This is a genomic window from Micropepsis pineolensis, assembly GCF_055392125.1.
On the sequence record NZ_AP042408.1, the window covers coordinates 968,010 to 984,023 of the forward strand.

Annotated in this window: 14 protein-coding genes; 11 read left to right on the plus strand and 3 right to left on the minus strand. The window is 56.5% G+C overall.

What is annotated here, in order from left to right:
* Nucleotides 1-10: 10 nt before the first annotated feature.
* Complete coding sequence (locus ACZ5RI_RS04395; protein ID WP_464514893.1) at nucleotides 11-934, minus strand: flagellar motor protein MotB; 924 nt, start codon at nucleotides 932-934, stop codon at nucleotides 11-13.
* A gap of 254 nt (nucleotides 935-1,188) precedes the next feature.
* Here ACZ5RI_RS04395 and ACZ5RI_RS04400 point away from each other — a divergent pair, with 254 nt between their 5' ends.
* The 8 genes from ACZ5RI_RS04400 (at nucleotide 1,189) to ACZ5RI_RS04435 (ending at nucleotide 9,981) form a co-directional block, all read left to right on the plus strand.
* Nucleotides 1,189-2,742: an OprO/OprP family phosphate-selective porin gene (locus ACZ5RI_RS04400; protein ID WP_464514894.1), complete on the plus strand. Its 1,554-nt coding sequence runs from the start codon at nucleotides 1,189-1,191 to the stop codon at nucleotides 2,740-2,742.
* Nucleotides 2,743-2,784: 42 nt separating this feature from the next.
* Nucleotides 2,785-3,819 carry a phosphate ABC transporter substrate-binding protein PstS gene (pstS, locus tag ACZ5RI_RS04405; RefSeq protein ID WP_464515547.1) on the plus strand — a complete coding sequence of 345 codons (1,035 nt, stop codon included), beginning with the start codon at nucleotides 2,785-2,787 and terminating at the stop codon, nucleotides 3,817-3,819.
* A 183-nt stretch (nucleotides 3,820-4,002) separates the two neighbouring features.
* Nucleotides 4,003-5,037 (plus strand): phosphate ABC transporter substrate-binding protein PstS, encoded by a 1,035-nt coding sequence (pstS, locus tag ACZ5RI_RS04410; RefSeq protein WP_464514895.1) that lies wholly within the window; start codon nucleotides 4,003-4,005, stop codon nucleotides 5,035-5,037.
* A 203-nt stretch (nucleotides 5,038-5,240) separates the two neighbouring features.
* Complete coding sequence (locus tag ACZ5RI_RS04415; protein ID WP_464514896.1) at nucleotides 5,241-5,738, plus strand: MarR family winged helix-turn-helix transcriptional regulator; 498 nt, start codon at nucleotides 5,241-5,243, stop codon at nucleotides 5,736-5,738.
* Nucleotides 5,735-6,880, plus strand: a complete 1,146-nt coding sequence (locus ACZ5RI_RS04420) for an HlyD family secretion protein (RefSeq protein ID WP_464514897.1) — start codon at nucleotides 5,735-5,737, stop codon at nucleotides 6,878-6,880. The genes ACZ5RI_RS04415 and ACZ5RI_RS04420 overlap by 4 nt, the downstream gene beginning before the upstream one ends.
* A gap of 11 nt (nucleotides 6,881-6,891) precedes the next feature.
* Entirely contained in the window at nucleotides 6,892-8,460 is a 1,569-nt protein-coding gene (locus ACZ5RI_RS04425) for a DHA2 family efflux MFS transporter permease subunit (RefSeq protein WP_464514898.1), read from the plus strand.
* A complete protein-coding gene (locus ACZ5RI_RS04430) occupies nucleotides 8,457-9,350 on the plus strand; it encodes an NAD(P)-dependent oxidoreductase (RefSeq protein WP_464514899.1) in 894 nt (297 codons plus the stop codon). The genes ACZ5RI_RS04425 and ACZ5RI_RS04430 overlap by 4 nt, the downstream gene beginning before the upstream one ends.
* Before the next feature lie 52 nt (nucleotides 9,351-9,402).
* Nucleotides 9,403-9,981: a TetR/AcrR family transcriptional regulator gene (locus ACZ5RI_RS04435; protein WP_464514900.1), complete on the plus strand. Its 579-nt coding sequence runs from the start codon at nucleotides 9,403-9,405 to the stop codon at nucleotides 9,979-9,981.
* Nucleotides 9,982-10,075: 94 nt separating this feature from the next.
* Here the strand turns inward: ACZ5RI_RS04435 and ACZ5RI_RS04440 are convergent, their stop codons facing one another.
* Nucleotides 10,076-10,660 carry a hypothetical protein gene (locus ACZ5RI_RS04440; RefSeq protein ID WP_464514901.1) on the minus strand — a complete coding sequence of 195 codons (585 nt, stop codon included), beginning with the start codon at nucleotides 10,658-10,660 and terminating at the stop codon, nucleotides 10,076-10,078.
* A gap of 233 nt (nucleotides 10,661-10,893) precedes the next feature.
* Here ACZ5RI_RS04440 and ACZ5RI_RS04445 point away from each other — a divergent pair, with 233 nt between their 5' ends.
* Nucleotides 10,894-11,352 (plus strand): RrF2 family transcriptional regulator, encoded by a 459-nt coding sequence (locus tag ACZ5RI_RS04445; protein WP_464514902.1) that lies wholly within the window; start codon nucleotides 10,894-10,896, stop codon nucleotides 11,350-11,352.
* A 40-nt stretch (nucleotides 11,353-11,392) separates the two neighbouring features.
* Here ACZ5RI_RS04445 and ACZ5RI_RS04450 read toward each other — a convergent pair whose 3' ends face one another.
* Entirely contained in the window at nucleotides 11,393-12,184 is a 792-nt protein-coding gene (locus ACZ5RI_RS04450) for a FadR/GntR family transcriptional regulator (RefSeq protein WP_464514903.1), read from the minus strand.
* Nucleotides 12,185-12,448: 264 nt separating this feature from the next.
* On the opposite strand from ACZ5RI_RS04450, the gene ACZ5RI_RS04455 reads away from it, so the two are divergent.
* Together ACZ5RI_RS04455 and ACZ5RI_RS04460 are read left to right on the plus strand one after the other, a co-directional pair.
* Nucleotides 12,449-12,700, plus strand: coding sequence for a hypothetical protein (locus ACZ5RI_RS04455; RefSeq protein ID WP_464514904.1), 252 nt, complete (start codon nucleotides 12,449-12,451; stop codon nucleotides 12,698-12,700).
* Nucleotides 12,701-12,884: 184 nt separating this feature from the next.
* Nucleotides 12,885-15,734 (plus strand): TonB-dependent receptor, encoded by a 2,850-nt coding sequence (locus ACZ5RI_RS04460; RefSeq protein ID WP_464514905.1) that lies wholly within the window; start codon nucleotides 12,885-12,887, stop codon nucleotides 15,732-15,734.
* Nucleotides 15,735-16,014 lie beyond the last annotated feature (280 nt).

The following is a 16,014-nucleotide window of genomic DNA, read 5'->3' on the forward strand; positions in this document are numbered from 1 at the left end:
GTCAAAAAAACTATAGCCGGCGACCCACCGGAACGGGGGGGGCTTCGCGCATCAGCAGAATACTGAGGCGGCGGTTGGCCGAGGCATTGGGATCTTCCGGCAGCAGCGGTTCCGAACCGGCTTTGCCCGACACCTCATAGATCCGATCCTGCGACAGACCGGCCGAGGCCAGCACCTGCCGGCCGGCATTGGCCCGTTCCGCCGACAGTTCCCAATTGGTCTTGTTGCCGGGGCCGTCATAGGCCGCCGCCTGGGTATGACCGCTAATCGAAATCCGGTTGGGCAGGCTGTTGACGATCTTGGCAATGGCGATCAGCAGCTTGCGTGTGTAAGGCATGGGGGCCGAGCTGCCGGTCTGGAACATCGGACGACCGTCCTGATCGACCAGTTGGATGCGCATACCTTCCGGGGTCTGGTCGAGCAGCACCTGCTTGGAAAGCTGGGCAATGTCGGGGTTGTCGTGGATGGCCTGACGGATGGCCTCGGCCGCGTGGGCAAAATCGCCATCCTGGGTCGAGGATGAATTGGTATCGCTGTTGGCGTTGCCCTGGGCGTTGGTCTGCGCCCCCTGCGAGGAGGCAATGCCGCCACTGACCGAACCGTTCTGCGCCGTCTGCGCATTGTTATTCGGTGATTTCGGACTGTTCTTCTGCATGTTGGAGGCGGTACCGCCCGCCCGCGAATCGGATTCGCCCATGATCCGCCCACCCAGCACGCCACCTGAGCCGCCCACCGTCTGGGCAACATTTTGCGGCGCAAAATAGTCGGCGATGCCCTTTTTCTGGTCCGGGGATGTCTGATTGATCAGCCACATCAGCAGGAAAAACGCCATCATGGCGGTAACAAAGTCGGCGTAGGCCACTTTCCAGGCACCGCCATGGTGCCCGTGCCCGCCCTTAACCACGCGTTTGATGACGATTACTGGTTCGGCCATTACATTCTGCTCCACGCACGGGCTGCTTACTGCTGCCCACCCCATCATGCCGTGCACGCCTTAAACAAATCTTTACACATGAAAAAACAGCCCTGTGGCGGGCTGACACATTAGTTTCATCAAACTGTCGCTTTGGTGTTACCGCCCCTTGTCATTGCTGCCCCACACAAGGAACGACGCCGCCAGTGTGCTGTTCTGTTTCATTTGTCGGTATTTGCCCAGGCGGGTTCCATAACTTTTTTCGAGAGGGTCATATGAAGGGGAAGTCCGTATTAATGGCCGGTGTTGCCGTGGTCGCACTTGTTGCGATGGGCCAAGCCGGTTTTGCTGCCAAAAAAGCGACCGAGAAAAAGGCTGACACGACGCCTGCCGCGACCGAAACCGCGACAGCGGCCCCCGCTGTCCAGCAGGGACCGACCAACGCCGAGCTGGCGGCACGCGTTCAGGCTCTCGAAGATCAGTTGCAGACCCAGGAAACCAAGGCACAGTCCGATCATTCGCGCCTGTCTGCACTGGAACAGAATTTCAACGATACCACGGTAAGTTTTGCCAACGCCCGTCCGACCATCTCCAGTGGTGACGGCCGCTTTACCATGGCGATCCGCGTCCGCTTCCAGGACGATCTGGCGAACTTCATGCAGGATTCGCCGACCAAAGCCTCCAATACGGCCGAATATAAGGATCTGGGCTCGGGCTCGGTGGTCCGTCGCGCCTTCTTCGGCGTCGAAGGCAAGGCCTTTGACGATTTCTGGTACGAACTGCGCTTTAATGGCGGCGGCTCGCAGAGTGAAGCGACCGCTCTCAGCATCGCCCGTATCGCCTATACCGGCATTCCGCATGTCCGCATTAATGTTGGCGTGATCGAGCCGGCGATGACGCTGGAAGGCACCACATCGTCGGGCCAGCTGATGTTCATGGAACGGCCCTCGATTGATGCCATTGCCACCAGCACCTATGGCGGCGCCGATGGTCGTCGTGGTGTCGAACTGGCCTATCAGTACGAAAATCTGCTGCTGCCGGGCGATAACTTTGTGCTCACCGGTGCCTATACCGGCAGCACGGTTGGCTCCACTTCGGGCCATGGCAACAAGGGTGACGAGCCGACCCAGTTCCTCGGTCGTCTGTCCTATCGTTTCTGGAGTGATGGCGTCTCTAACGCCGTGCTGGGCTTTACGGCCGCTTCGGCTGACACCTGGAAGGGCAGCAGCGCCACCAACAGCGCCGTCTTTACCCTGAAGGATACGCCGGAAATCCGTGTCGATAACACCGCGCTGATCACCACCGGCTCGATCGCGGCGCGTCATTCGACGATGTATTCCTTCGACGGCAGCGCCAACTGGGAAAACTTCTATATCGCTGGCGAATACACCAAGTTTGAAGTTGATCGCACCTCGGCGACGGGCGGCGGCCATCCGAACTTCTCGGGCTGGTATGCCGAATGGTCGTGGATTCTGACCGGCGAAACCAAGCTTTACAACGTCAATGCCACCAACAACGAAATTGGCGGCTGGGCCGGCCCGAAGGTTGCCAGTCCCTTCTCGTGGAGCGGTGATTCCTGGGGTGCCTGGGAACTGGTCGCCCGTTACAGCAATACCGACCTCAACTGGAACCCGGATATCTCCAAGGGCATCCGTGGCGGCGAGCAGAAGATCTTCACTGTCGGCATTAACTGGTATCTCAACAATGTGGTCCGCCTTGGCCTCTATGACGAAGTTGTCAGCATCGACAAGCAGAAGGCCTACAACAACTTCACCCAGATCGGCCAGGACATGAATGTCTTCGGCGTGCGCCTGCAGTTCTCCAACTAAGCCGATCCTTGACGGTTCTCACTCTTGAAAAGAGGTAAAATGATGAACGTAAATATGAAAACCCTCCTCTCGGCCGTTGTCGGGATTGCTTCGGTGGCTGCCATCGCCACCAGCACCCTGGCGGCCGATATTTCAGGCGCCGGTGCCTCGTTCCCCTATCCGATCTATGCCAAATGGGCTGGGTCCTATAAGGCGGCCAGCGGCGTTGGTCTGAACTATCAGTCGATCGGTTCGGGCGGCGGTATCGCCCAGATCAAAGCCCGTACGGTGGCTTTTGGTGCATCTGATGCGCCGCTGAAAAGCCCCGAGCTGGCCAAGTTTGGTCTGGCCCAGTTCCCGACCGTGATCGGCGGCGTGGTGCCGGTGGTCAACGTGCCGGGTGTTGCCCCCGGCCAGCTGGTGCTGGACGGCAAGGTGCTGGCCGACATTTTCCAGGGTAAAGTCACCCAGTGGAATGCCCCGGAAATCAAGAAGCTGAACCCCTCGGTCAATCTGCCAGCGACCGCGATTTCGGTGGTGCACCGCTCCGACGGGTCGGGCACGACCTTCATCTTCTCGACCTATCTGTCGCGTGTCAGCGAAGGCTGGCGCAAGGATGTTGGTGCGGCCACTTCGGTGGATTGGCCTACGGGCGTTGGCGCCAAGGGCAACGAAGGTGTTGCCGGTAACGTGGCCCAGCGCGCCGGTTCGATTGGCTATGTCGAATATGCCTATGCCAAGCAGAACCATCTGAAATACACCCGCATGGTCAACAAGTCGGGCAAAGTGGTTGTGCCGGATGCGAGCACCTTCAAGGCTGCTGCTGCCAATGCCAATTGGGGCGCGGCTGCCAAAGACGGTTTCTATATCATCCTGGTCGATCAACCCGGTGAAACCAGCTGGCCGATCACCGCGACCACCTACATCCTGGTCTATAAGCAGCCGTCCGATCCGGTTGCCACCGGCAATGTGCTGAAGTTCTTCAAGTGGGCCTTTGAAAAGGGCGATGATGCGGCGCTGAAGCTCGATTATGTGCCGCTGCCGGAAGTGGCCGTGAAGGAAATTGAAGCCAGCTGGAAAGAAATCAGCGTCAAGTAAGTGCGTTGTTCTCGTTCCTCAGTGTGTATCTGGTGTTTTTCGTGAACTGGGGCGGCGTGTTGCCGCCCCTTTTTCTCTTGCGGCAGGAATATGCAGCAGGGGCGTAGCGCATAAGCGGCTTTACCCGTGGTTGCGCCACTCTTTATGATGATGCTTCGGCTAGCCCTGGGAGGCTTTACGGCAATGCGGATCGGTTATGTTTTCGTCGCGATAGCGGCGCTTTTCGGACTGTGCGGGGCGGCGTCGGCTGCGGGGGCGGGCTTCGGCGTTGGTGCAACCTTTCCCTATCCGGTCTATGCGGCCTGGGCGGATGGCTACAACAAGGCCAGTGGTCAGCGTGTGAACTATCAGTCGATTGGTTCGGGCGGTGGGATTGCCCAGATCGAGGCAGGTACTGTGACCTTCGGCGCGTCGGATGTGCCGCTGTCGGCTGCCGAACGGGATAAATTTGAGCTGGTGCAGTTTCCCACCATCATCGGCGGCGTAGTCCCGATCGTGCAGCTCAAAGGGGTGGCCCCGGGGCAATTGATCTTAAGCGGGCCCGTACTGGCCGACATTTTCCGCGGGGTGATCCGCCACTGGAATGATCCGGCGATCAAGGCGCTCAATCCGGGGCTGGCCTTACCAGACCGGGCGATTGCCATTGTCACACGGTCCGATAAATCGGGTACGACCAATACCTTCACCGCGTATCTGGCCCGCTTCGTTGCGGATTGGAGCAAGACAATCGGTGTCGGTATTGCTGTCAATTGGCCTCAGCAGGTTATTGGGGCCAAAGGCACCGAAGGGCTCGCCAACCATGTGATGCATGCCGAAGGGGCGATCGGTTTTGTCGAATACACCTATGCTAAACAGAACCGGCTCGGCTATGTCCGCTTGCGCAACAAGGCGGGCAAGATCGTGGCACCCGGTGCCGCCAGCTTCAGGGCTGCCGCTGCCGGGGTTGACTGGGGCGTGGCCGGTGCGCGGCCCGACGAGGCCGTTGATATGCTGGATAGTGCGGCAGACGGCGCCTGGCCGATTACCGCACCGAGTTATGTGCTGATGCGTAAAAAGCCGACTGATAAGGCGGACGCCGCCTCGGTACTGGCCTTTTTTGATTGGGCCTTCAGCCATGGTGATGGCGCCGCCGAGAAACTCGACTATGTGCCGCTGCCTGCTGCCGCCAAGGCGCGGGTACGTCAGATCTGGAAGCAGATCGGCGATGCCGGGCAATAGTCTCTCGTCCATAGTTTGACTGTATTGGTATTTTTAAAGCGGCCTGCATCCCAACCAATGCGGGCCGTTGCTATTTTCTAGCGCTCTGGTCAGACATACCACAAAAAAGCCACATATATTTCAAAATTCCGCCACTCCTTATGGTGAGTTATAATAAGCAACGTTATGATATGCGTGCTTATCTTAACGCGTGTAAGGACCCTATGCTTCACGACACCGAAAACGACCTTTTCTATCTGGTGCATGATGTCGCCCATCTGATGCGGACGAAGTTCGATCAGAAAGCGCGGGAATGGGGCATGACACGGGCGCAGTGTGTTATTTTGGTACATCTGCATTTTAAACCCGGCATGACCCAGAACGAGATGGCGGCCCATTGCGAGATTGAACCCATCACGGTCGCCCGTCTGGTCGACCGGCTGGAGGCCAGTGGTTTGGTGAAACGCTGCCCTGATCCGTCCGACCGGCGGGTTAATCGGTTGCATCTGCTACCGGAGGCGGAACCGATCCTGGTTCGTATTAAGGCGTGCCGGGACCAGTGGAGTGCCGATTTGATCGGGGATTTGAGCCCTGTGGATCAGGCTGGGGCAATCGCTGCCCTTAAGCACATGAAGAACAAGCTTTCACCGGCGGGAATGATGCGTTGCCAGGAAATGCTGGCCTCGGTCCCGTCTGCTGAACCTAAGGAAAAAGACGTATGAGTGTTCCGCCTAATCGCCGTGATGAAACCTATTACAGCAAAATTGTGCCGCCGCGTGCCGGGCTGGGTGAACGCCTGCGGGATCTGCTGCAGGACAAGTCCCGTCTGCAGCGTATCGGCATGATCGGTGGTGTCGTCGTTGTGGCAGCGGTTTCCGCCGCGTTCTGGCTTTCGGGGGGGCGCTATTCGGGCACCGATAACGCCTATATCCGCGCTGCCAAGCTGATGGTGACGACGGATGTGTCGGGCATTGTCAAAACGGTGGATGTCCGTCAGGGCCAGTTTGTGCACAAGGGCGATATTCTGTTCACCCTTGATCCGCAGGCCTTTCAGATTGCCGTTGATAATGATCAGGCGGCGGTTGATCAGACGGCCCTCGACCTCAATGCGCTGAAAGCGACCTATCAGAGCGAGGTCGGTTCGATCAATGCGCAGCAGGCCACCGTCAAACTGAACGAGATTACCTATAAGCGTTATCTTGCGCTGGCGAAAAGCAATGCGATCTCGGCCCAGCAGATGGATGATGCGCGCCAGGCCTTGCGTGGTGCACAGGCAACCTTAGTCACCCAGCAACAGGCGGCCCAGACCAATCTGGCCAAGCTGAAGGGCAATCCCAACCTGCCACTGGAAAAATATCCGGCCTATACGCAGGCCAAAGCAACGCTGGCTGAAGCCAAGCGCCAGCTGTCCCATACCGTGGTGCGCGCGCCGTTTGATGGCGTGGTGGGCGAGGTCGACTCGCTGCAGCCCGGCACGCTGGTGGTTTCCTCGCTGTCCTCCTTCACCACAACCAGTTCTGTCGGCATGGTTTCTTCGACGGATTTGTGGGTCTCGGCCGATATGAAAGAAACGGACCTGACCTATGTGCACGAGGGTAATGATGTCGAATTCACCGTGGATACCTATCCAGGCCATGTCTGGCACGGCACCGTTGAAGCCATCAGCCGCGCCAGCGACAGCGCCTTCTCGGTGCTGCCTGCGGAAAATTCTTCGGCCAACTGGGTGAAAGTGGTGCAGCGCATTCCCGTCCGTATCAAGATCAATTCCCGTCCGGGTGATCCGCCCCTGCGCGCCGGGATGAGTGTTCTGGTCAGCATCGACACCGGCCACCGTCGCTGGTGGCGGATGATCTACGGCGATTGACCGGCACCATCATGAACCCTCCGTCAGAGTCTTTTTCACACTCCGCATACAGCAAAGTCGAGCTGGCCATGGTCGTGGCCTGCTCGATGGCGGCGGTATTGATGCAGACGCTGGACAGTACCATCGCCAACGTCTCTTTGCCGTATATGCAAGGTGGTCTGTCCTGTTCGCGTGACCAGATTACCTGGGTGTTGACCAGCTACATCGTCGCCGCGGCCATCATGACCGCCCCGGCGGGCTGGATGGCCACCCGGTTTGGCAAAAAGAATGTCATGATTCTTGCCGTGGCGGGGTTCACTATTGCCTCAGCTTTGTGTGGCATGGCGACCAGTCTGGGCGAGATGGTGGCTTTCCGTATGTTGCAGGGCACCTTTGGTGCGGCACTCGGACCATTGTCACAATCGATTATGCTCGATCTGTATCCAATCGAAAAGCGCGGCAAGGCAATGGCGATCTGGGGCATGGGTATCATGCTGGGGCCGATCTTAGGCCCGACGCTGGGTGGCTTTCTGACCGAGTATTATACGTGGCGCTGGTGCTTCTATGTCAACGTGCCGGTTGGCATTATGGCTACGGTGGGGCTGTGGTATTTCTTCCATGATAATCGCCGCAACGAAGGCCTGACGTTCGACTGGCTGGGTTTTGCGGTGCTGACACTGGGGATCGGCGGGCTTCAGCTCATGCTGGATCGCGGTACCGATCAGGACTGGTTCTCCTCCGGAGAAATCATCGCGGAGACCGTTCTGGGCGGCCTCGGCTTCTATCTGTTCGCGGTCCATATGATGACGGCGAAGAATCCCTTCGTGCAGCGTAAATTGTTCCGCGACCGCAATTTCGTTACCTCGCTGATCCTGAACTTTGTCGTCAGTGCTGTATTGCTGGCTGGCATTGCGCTGATGCCACCCTTTCTGCAAAGCATGGCGGGCCATCCTGTGCTGGGGGCTGGTCTGCTGATGGGGCCGCGTGGGTTCGGTGTTATCGCTTCGATGATACTGGTTGGCCGGATCGCGAACTTTGTTGATCCGCGTCATGTCATGACGATTGGTGCGGTTCTGATGTGCGGAACCTTGTATGAGATGGCGCACTGGACGCCATCGGTGCCCGACAGCACCTTTCTGATCGTGACGATTGTGCAGGGTATTGGCATGGGGCTGGTGTTTTCGCCGCTTAATCTGACGGCGTTTGCCACGCTGCCGGGCGAGATGCGCAACTCGGCCACCTCGCTGATGAATCTGGTGCGTAATGTTGCCAGCGCGATCGGTGTTTCGATCACCACAGTGGTCTTAAGCAACAGCACCCAGCAGCTGCACGATGCGCTGGCGGCACACATCACGCCGTTTAACCGCGCCTTGCAGATCAATGCGGTGTCGTTGTTCGACAATTTTGCTCTGCCGACCGGAGCCGCCGCGCTCAATGGCATGGTGCAGATGCGGGCCTCGATGCATGCCTATCAGAACGATTTTCTTTTTATGTTCTTTTTGTCGGTTCTCAGTTTGCCACTGATCTGGATGCTGAAGCGACCGGCCTTCTCGCGCGGCAGTATGCGCAGTCAAAAAACACATATTGAGGCAAACGAATGAGCAAGGTGGCGTTTCTGGGGTTGGGCGTGATGGGTTTCCCGATGGCCGGGCATCTGGTGCGCACCGGGCATGACGTCACGGTGTATAACCGTACCGCCATCAAGGCGGCGTGGTGGCGTGATGCCTATGAAGGCCATGCGGTTCTGACCCCGGCCGAGGCCGCTACCAATGCCGATTTCGTCTTTGCCTGCGTTGGTCGCGACGAGGATGTTCGCGCCGTGACGGTGGGCGAGAATGGCGCCTTCGCCGCGATGAAGCCGGGGGCGATTTTTATCGATCACACCACGGCTTCGGCCAGTGTGGCGCGCGAATTGTCGGCGGTGGCCGAAAAAAACGGTCTGGGCTTTGTTGATGCCCCGGTTTCGGGCGGCGAGCAGGGGGCCATCAAGGGCGTGCTGACCATCATGTGCGGCGGTACGCCGGAGCATTTCGCTCGTGCCGAGCCAGTGATGGCGGCCTATGCCCGCCAAAGCCGTCTGATGGGGCCGTCCGGGGCTGGTCAGCTGACCAAAATGGTCAATCAGATTTGTCTGGCCGGGCTGATTGAAGGCCTGTCGGAGGGATTGAATTTCGCCAAAGCTGCCGGCCTTGACGCCGCGGCCGTGGTGGACGTGATTGCCAAGGGGGCCGCAGGTTCCTGGCAGATGGAAAATCGCCATAAAACCATGCTCGCGGGGGAATATGAGCATGGCTTTGCCATCGAGTTGATGCGCAAGGACTTGGCGATTTGCTTTGCGGAGGCGCGCAAAAATGGAGCCGCGTTACCCGTAACGGCGTTGGTTGACGAGTACTATGCCGAGATCGAGGCAATGGGCGGAAGGCGATGGGACACTTCTGCTTTGTTGGCGCGACTGGAGCGTCTGCATAACGGACCGCAAGGCGGTCAATAGCCAAATGCAGACGTTTAACCTTAAGCGTGGCAAGCAATGAGGAATAACCAATATGGATATGAAGCGTCCCTACCATCACGGTGATCTGCGTAATGCGCTGTTAATCGCGGCGCGCACGATCCTCGAAGAAGAATCGCTGGCTTCGCTGTCGTTGCGGGCCGTGGCACGGCGTGCCGGTGTCAGTCATGCGGCCCCCTATCGCCATTTTCCCAGTCACGAGGCGCTGCTGTCCGAGCTCGCCATCGAGGGATTTGCCGAACTTAAAACCGAACTGGCCGTCGCTGCGGCGGCACCCGGTGTCACCTCGGACCGCATCGCCATGATCGGCGGGGCCTATATGCGCTTTGTTGCCCGCCGCCCGGCGCTGTCACGGCTGATGTTTGGCCCGCAGCTGCCCAACCGTGATGCGTTCCCGCGTTTGGGCGAGGCCGCCGACGCTATCGGTACCGAGATCGGGTTGGCACTGGATGATTCCGCGCTTGGGCTGGCGGTGTGGGCGGCGGTGCACGGCTTGGCCATGCTCATTCTGGAAAATGTTATTGATCTGGGCCAGCGCCGTTCGGGCCTCGACGTATTGCCGTCGCGGGCGGAAATCCTGCTGCGAAGTCTGTTTTCACTGAAGCCGGAATAAGGGTCGCAAAGACCCGTGGCCGCCAGAAATCAAGATCAGGCAACGCAGCGGACCGCATGCGATTTGCCTGATCTTTTGCATCTGGTTTGCCGGATTACGGCGTTACCAGTCGGGCGCTGCGCCGGACACTGTCGAGGGTAACTTCCGTTTTCCACACCACCCAGCCGGTGGTGGCGTGGGTGCTATCCTGGCTTTCCTGATCGCTGTCATCGGTGGGGCCGCCGACGACGTGATCGGTGGTCGGCATGATCGGGCGACCGGGCAGATCGACATCGCCACGGATCAGATCCTCGGCTTTGCCGGATTTGAGTTTCCAGCCCCCGCCATCGACATGGACCAAGCGCTCCGGCGCGAAGGCCAGGGTGATCAGAAATAGCTTCATCGTGGCAATGGCGGCCAGCTCAGCCTGGCCCATGGCGGCGGATTCGCTTTGTCCGAAGCCGTGGCCATAGGCCATCCAGCGGTCATCGCCTTCCCACAACGTCTCGAAGGCTGTCTTGTCCATTGGCACCAGAAGGCCATGGCCGAAATCAACTTTATTGGGTTTGCCCTTGATCAGCTTGGGCCGGCCCGCGGCGATGACCCGGCCAAATGTGTTGCTGGCTAAAGCGGTGCCCGCCGCCAGCCCACTGGCCATCAGCCCCCCCAAGCCCAAAAGGATAGTGCGCCGGTTGGTCATTTTTTCTCCCCTTTTCGCCAACAATGGCGGAATTCAGGGATTTTCTGCCCACCGGTGGCTTTGTGCAACTGTAGGATTGTTCATTAATTTGTGCACGCAACGGGTATCGCGACAAAATTATGCAGCTGAAATACCACTTGGGCTATGGTCCCACAATGCGGAAATGGTTATAAATAATCTTTTGCGGCACAGGTAAGGGTCGGCTTTACCTGCCAACCCGGGGGCATAATAGCGTGCGGCTTACTCTGCATACGGATTATTCTCTGCGCCTGCTGATGCTGCTGGCGATCGAACCGGAGGGGCTGCACACCATCGCAACGGTGGCGGCGCGGTATGGCATTTCGCGCAATCACATGATGAAGGTGGCGCAGACTCTGATCCAGGCGGGCTATGTCGAAAGTGTGCGCGGGCGCCGTGGCGGTTTCAAGCTGTCTAAAAGCCCAGCCGAGATTGTGATCGGTCAGGTCGTGCGCCAGACCGAGGACGACCTTTGTCTGACCGGTTGTTTCGATCGTGATCGCAAGGATTGCTGCATCATGATTTCGGCCTGCGGTGTGCGCAAACCGCTGCAAAAGGCGCTGTCGGCGTTCTTTGATGTGCTCGACCAATATACGCTGGCCGATTTGCTCGATCATCCGGGCCGCGTCAGCCGCATGCGCCATATTCTGTCGGCGGTGCAGGCCCCACTTTAAGGACGCAAAGGGCCCGCCCCGTCAGGGCAGACCTGCCGGGCTAATGCTCCTGATTCTTATCAATTTTGAGCGGGCGGCGCTTGGGCGGCGGGAAGAACGGCGTGTCGATCCGCGCCAGACGGATTAGTTCGCGCATGGCCAGCTGGGCCTTGTCGGCATCTTTGTCGGCGATGGCTTCATAGACATGGGCGTGATCGGGCACCGGGTCACGACGTAAGGGATGTTCGCGCTGCTTGTAAATATTGGTCGAGGTAATGGCTGCCGTGAACCCTTCCACCAGCGAGGTGATAAAGGGGTTGTCGGATGCCTGCAGCAAGGTGGCGTGGAAATCCACGTCGGCCTGACGCCCGGCTTCGGTCATCAAGGTATGGCGTTCCATCCGCTCAATCGCTGTTGCCATGGTGCGTAGCTGGCCATCAGTGCGGCGAATGGCGGCAAAGGCTGCCGCCGTCGGCTCGACCACATCGCGCAGCTCAAACAGGCTGTTGAGGGCGGCGATATCCGGCCCGGCCTCGAACATCCAGGCCAGCACATCGGGGTCCAGGATGTGCCATTTGCCCTTGGCGTTGACCTTGGTGCCGATCTTAGGCTTGGAGGAAACCAGCCCCTTGGCGGCCAGAATGCGAATCGCCTCGCGATAGGCGGTGCGCGAAACCGATAATTGCTCGCTGGAAGCAATTTCGCCCGACAGGATGTCGCCGGGGCGGTATTTGCCCGAAACGATTTCCACCCCGAGATCATGAGCGATGGTGCCGTGCAAACGCAGGGCTTTATTGGTGTTGTGCACGATGACGCGAAACTGGTCCATTGTCGTTTTTGCCTTCTGCGCCATAACCCCACCTTTAGGATTGTCCGCCTCTCGACGCAGCGATAACTCAGACGATTAGTTTACCATGCTTCATCGCCATGAGGGAGCGCTACTTTTATAAGGTTACGTATTAATTGGTCCTCATCCTGGATCCGGCGTGTGCCCTGGCAGGCTTTCCTGCTTTGGGTGCCTAGGGGCGGAAAATGAAACTCGGGGGTAATAAGTCAGACATATTTTCTTGCGGGGTAGGCAACACGGATTTCCCGTTCGATTTAGGATTTTCAATAAATGTCTGAGTATGTGTCGTTTGGCGCGATCTTCCAGACACGCATCGCAGCACCCGCGTGGAGCTTCATTGGCGGTGGTTTGGTTTGGCGATTCTTCCGCGGTTACTTGGCCCAGCACGTAAGGGGGCAAATGGCGTGTTCAATTAAAGCTTATGCTATTGGATTAAAATTAATTCTCCATCGAACAGAAAATTTTTCATCACACAGCGGGGTGATAGCGCTAACAAAAATGCACTTATTTAAAATTCTGTAATCAAGATAACGGTGTAAGTGTCGTGATGCCGTATTGTCACACAAAACGACACAAAGTTCCCGGCATGGTTTTGGCATGTTGTGTGCGCGTTTAAATAGACCTAGAAAAATATGTCTGAGTTTATCAGGAAGCGCACACATAACCCGCGTAAGAGAACAGGGGGTGTGCATGGGGAGGAAAACCAATGAAGTGCAAAACCCTGCTATGGGGCAGTGTATCTGTTGCTGCGATAATTTTGGCGTCCGGGCCGAGCTTCGGTCAGGACAATACAACAATGGAAACTGTCGTTGTCACCGGCATTCGTGCCAGTATTGAAAAGGGGCTCGAAGCCAAGCGTGAATCAACGCAGGTCATCGAGTCTATTGTCGCTGAAGATATCGGCAAGCTACCCGACAATAATGTTATCGAGGCCTTGCAACGCCTTACAGGCGTGCAGGTGTCGGATCGCGGCGGTGGGGATGTCAGCACAATTTATATTCGCGGTATGTCCGACGTACAGACGTCGTGGAATGGCCGCAATGTCTTTACGGCTTCAGGGCGTTATTTCGCGCTGGCAGATATTCCGGCGAACTTTATACAGAGCGTCGACGTTTATAAGACGCGTTCCGCCGACCAGCTTGAAACCGGCATTGCGGGTCAGGTTGATGTGAAGACGCATCGCCCTTTCGACTTTGACGGGCTTCAGGTTTCGGCTGCCGGTCGTGACACCTATGAACAGCGTCGTGGTTCCTTCGACCCCAATATGAACATGCTGATCAGTGACCGTTGGACCACCGGAATCGGTGATATTGGCGCGCTGGTAAATGTCAGCTATGTACAGACGCGGTTTCGGGATGAAAGCGTCACCGCCGGGGCTATGGTTCCCTTTGCGGCTTCAGCGACGACCGGGACATTAAGCACCAACGGCTGGTCCTACATGCAACGTATTATGGCCAGCTACTCGGGGACTGAAGGTAACTGTGGTAGCACTGGTGCTGGCAGTTGCAGCGGGCTTGAGAATTACGGCACCATTTGGGCTGTAGGGCAGAATGAAGGTCTGTCAGAAGCTGAAGGTGCAACGATTACTCTCAGCGATGGTACGTCACTGCCTTATTATCTGTCCAGAGATGCTATTTTCTCCACAGACTATATCGGCAATGTACAACGGCCTTCAATGAACATTGCATTACAGTGGGCACCGTCAGAAAATTCGACGTATACTTTTGAGTTTTTCTATGACGGTTATCGGACTGTTACCGATAATCAGATGCTATTCTCCTACGTCGATTGGTGGGGCGATCTGGGTAGCGATGCCTCATCAAATGTAACACTCTACCCCGGGACCAATATCGTTAAATCCCGCACGGATGTCGGTTCTGTTTATGGTTTTCAGAGCGGTGATGTTACCTCGGCAAAAACGAACAGCTTTATTTATGCACTAAATGCCAAGTGGCAATTATCTGACCGGCTCAATGTAACGGCGGACCTGTCCTACCAGAGCAGCGCATGGGACGAACAGTTTATCGCTATGCGTTTTGAGCGCACAGCTGGGTCGATCAGTGTTGATTTCAATAACGGTAATGGCGTTACAGAATATAGCTTTGATGATAATAGCCTGCTTACCGAGGCATCATCATGGAACTCATCATGGTTCTACGATAACGCCTACAAAGACAAAGGTGATGCGGTCACGTTCCAGGCTGATGGTAATTACAATCTGGAAGGATTGATTCCATTCGCTAAAAAAGTTGCCTTTGGTCTTCGTTATGACGACCGCAGCGCAGCCGAATATGAGCGTACACAGAGTGCATATACCTCTGTTGCTATCTCGAGCCTGGATAGTAAAATTATGAGGGTGAACAAGGACTTCTTTACCGGTATTGGTGTTGTGCCCCGGTCATACGCTACGGCAAGTGGTACGTATCTTAAATCAAACATCGATACGATGCGTACGCTGTATGGCCTGAAAACAAGTGATGATCTCAGTCTGTCTAAAGACTTCAATATCGATGAGAAAACTGCCAGCGCGTATATACAGGTGGATGGTGGTGTAGATATTCTGGGTAATCCACTGCAGGTGCAGGCCGGTGTGCGGTATGTCGATGTTACGGATAGTCTGACCTTTACGGAAAAGGCAAGAAGCAATTCGCATGACTTCTTACCCAGCGCAACCGCACGATATTCGATCGGTGAAGATGCTATGCTGCGCTTTAATTATGGTGAAACAGTGCGTCGGCCGAGTTTTTCAAATCTGAACCCGACATACACACTGACCGATGATCTGACGAAGGTTGGTTATGGTACAGCCTCTGCAGGTAACAAGGATTTAAAGCCGACACATTCAAAAAATATGGACGTGACGGCAGAGTGGTATTTCCAGCCCGGCAGCGCTTTGTACGTCACAGGGTTCCGTCGCCTTGTTGATGGGCTGGTCGTGTCTTCGCGTTCGGTAGAAACGTTTGATGCCTCAACGAAAGAAGCTGGGTCAACCAAAACGGCAACGAAATGGGTTGTCACAAAGCCGATGAACGCATCCGACGGTGATCTGAAGGGGGTTGAGCTTGGTGTAGTTTATTTCCCTAAGGAGCTTCCGGGCTGGTTTGACGGTATCGGGTTCCAGGGCAGTCTGACCTATATCACCTCAACGCAGAATGTACCGCAAACCAATTCTTCCGGTGAGATCGTTAGTCAAGCCCGTTCAAGCTTCATTGGTGTATCGAACTGGTCGTATAATACCACGCTTGCCTATGAACATGGGCCTGCTGGCCTCCGCTTATCCTATGTCTGGCGTAACAAGTTCTACTATGGCAATGAATCGGCGTTATTTGCTAATCCGATCGGCATCTGGCGTCGCCCGGAAGCAAGTCTTGATCTGCAGCTAAACTACAAGATCGGCGACAAGCTTATGGCGACGTTCGATGCTGTGAATATGCTCGAAGGGCTGCAGCAGTCCTATTATGCATTCGGAGGTGCAGGGGGGCCCGAGCTTGGAAACTTCGGTACAACGGTGATCAGTCGTACGTTCTCGATTGGTCTACGTTACTCTCTCAATTAGCTGTCTTATTATTCTGGTGGGCATTATGCCCACCAGAATAATAATCCGCACAAAGATATAAATTGCGGTTCGTTGATACACTTATACGTGCGTACCATGTCGTGCTACACGTCTCTGCGTTGTGTTCTTTTTGGTGCGGAATTACCACATGCTATCCTCTTGGTGTGATGTGACGCTTCTCCTGCTTGCGTTGCCATGGAAAATAGCCTAACCTTAAATGTCTGAGTAATGAAGTTGCCTTGCGAATTGAGCGTTCCAGCAGAGGACGCGCGCGCAAAGC

What these genes read in the sequence shown, in the direction of transcription:
- ACZ5RI_RS04400 (WP_464514894.1), top strand. Translation starts at nt 1,189, where the DNA reads ATGAAGGGGAAGTCCGTATTAATGGCCGGTGTTGCCGTGGTCGCACTT.
- ACZ5RI_RS04420 (WP_464514897.1), top strand. Translation starts at nt 5,735, where the DNA reads ATGAGTGTTCCGCCTAATCGCCGTGATGAAACCTATTACAGCAAAATT.
- pstS (WP_464515547.1), top strand. Translation starts at nt 2,785, where the DNA reads ATGAACGTAAATATGAAAACCCTCCTCTCGGCCGTTGTCGGGATTGCT.
- ACZ5RI_RS04460 (WP_464514905.1), top strand. Translation starts at nt 12,885, where the DNA reads ATGAAGTGCAAAACCCTGCTATGGGGCAGTGTATCTGTTGCTGCGATA.
- ACZ5RI_RS04455 (WP_464514904.1), top strand. Translation starts at nt 12,449, where the DNA reads ATGTCTGAGTATGTGTCGTTTGGCGCGATCTTCCAGACACGCATCGCA.
- ACZ5RI_RS04435 (WP_464514900.1), top strand. Translation starts at nt 9,403, where the DNA reads ATGGATATGAAGCGTCCCTACCATCACGGTGATCTGCGTAATGCGCTG.
- ACZ5RI_RS04430 (WP_464514899.1), top strand. Translation starts at nt 8,457, where the DNA reads ATGAGCAAGGTGGCGTTTCTGGGGTTGGGCGTGATGGGTTTCCCGATG.
- ACZ5RI_RS04440 (WP_464514901.1), bottom strand. Translation starts at nt 10,660, where the DNA reads ATGACCAACCGGCGCACTATCCTTTTGGGCTTGGGGGGGCTGATGGCC.
- pstS (WP_464514895.1), top strand. Translation starts at nt 4,003, where the DNA reads ATGCGGATCGGTTATGTTTTCGTCGCGATAGCGGCGCTTTTCGGACTG.
- ACZ5RI_RS04425 (WP_464514898.1), top strand. Translation starts at nt 6,892, where the DNA reads ATGAACCCTCCGTCAGAGTCTTTTTCACACTCCGCATACAGCAAAGTC.
- ACZ5RI_RS04450 (WP_464514903.1), bottom strand. Translation starts at nt 12,184, where the DNA reads ATGGCGCAGAAGGCAAAAACGACAATGGACCAGTTTCGCGTCATCGTG.
- ACZ5RI_RS04415 (WP_464514896.1), top strand. Translation starts at nt 5,241, where the DNA reads ATGCTTCACGACACCGAAAACGACCTTTTCTATCTGGTGCATGATGTC.
- ACZ5RI_RS04395 (WP_464514893.1), bottom strand. Translation starts at nt 934, where the DNA reads ATGGCCGAACCAGTAATCGTCATCAAACGCGTGGTTAAGGGCGGGCAC.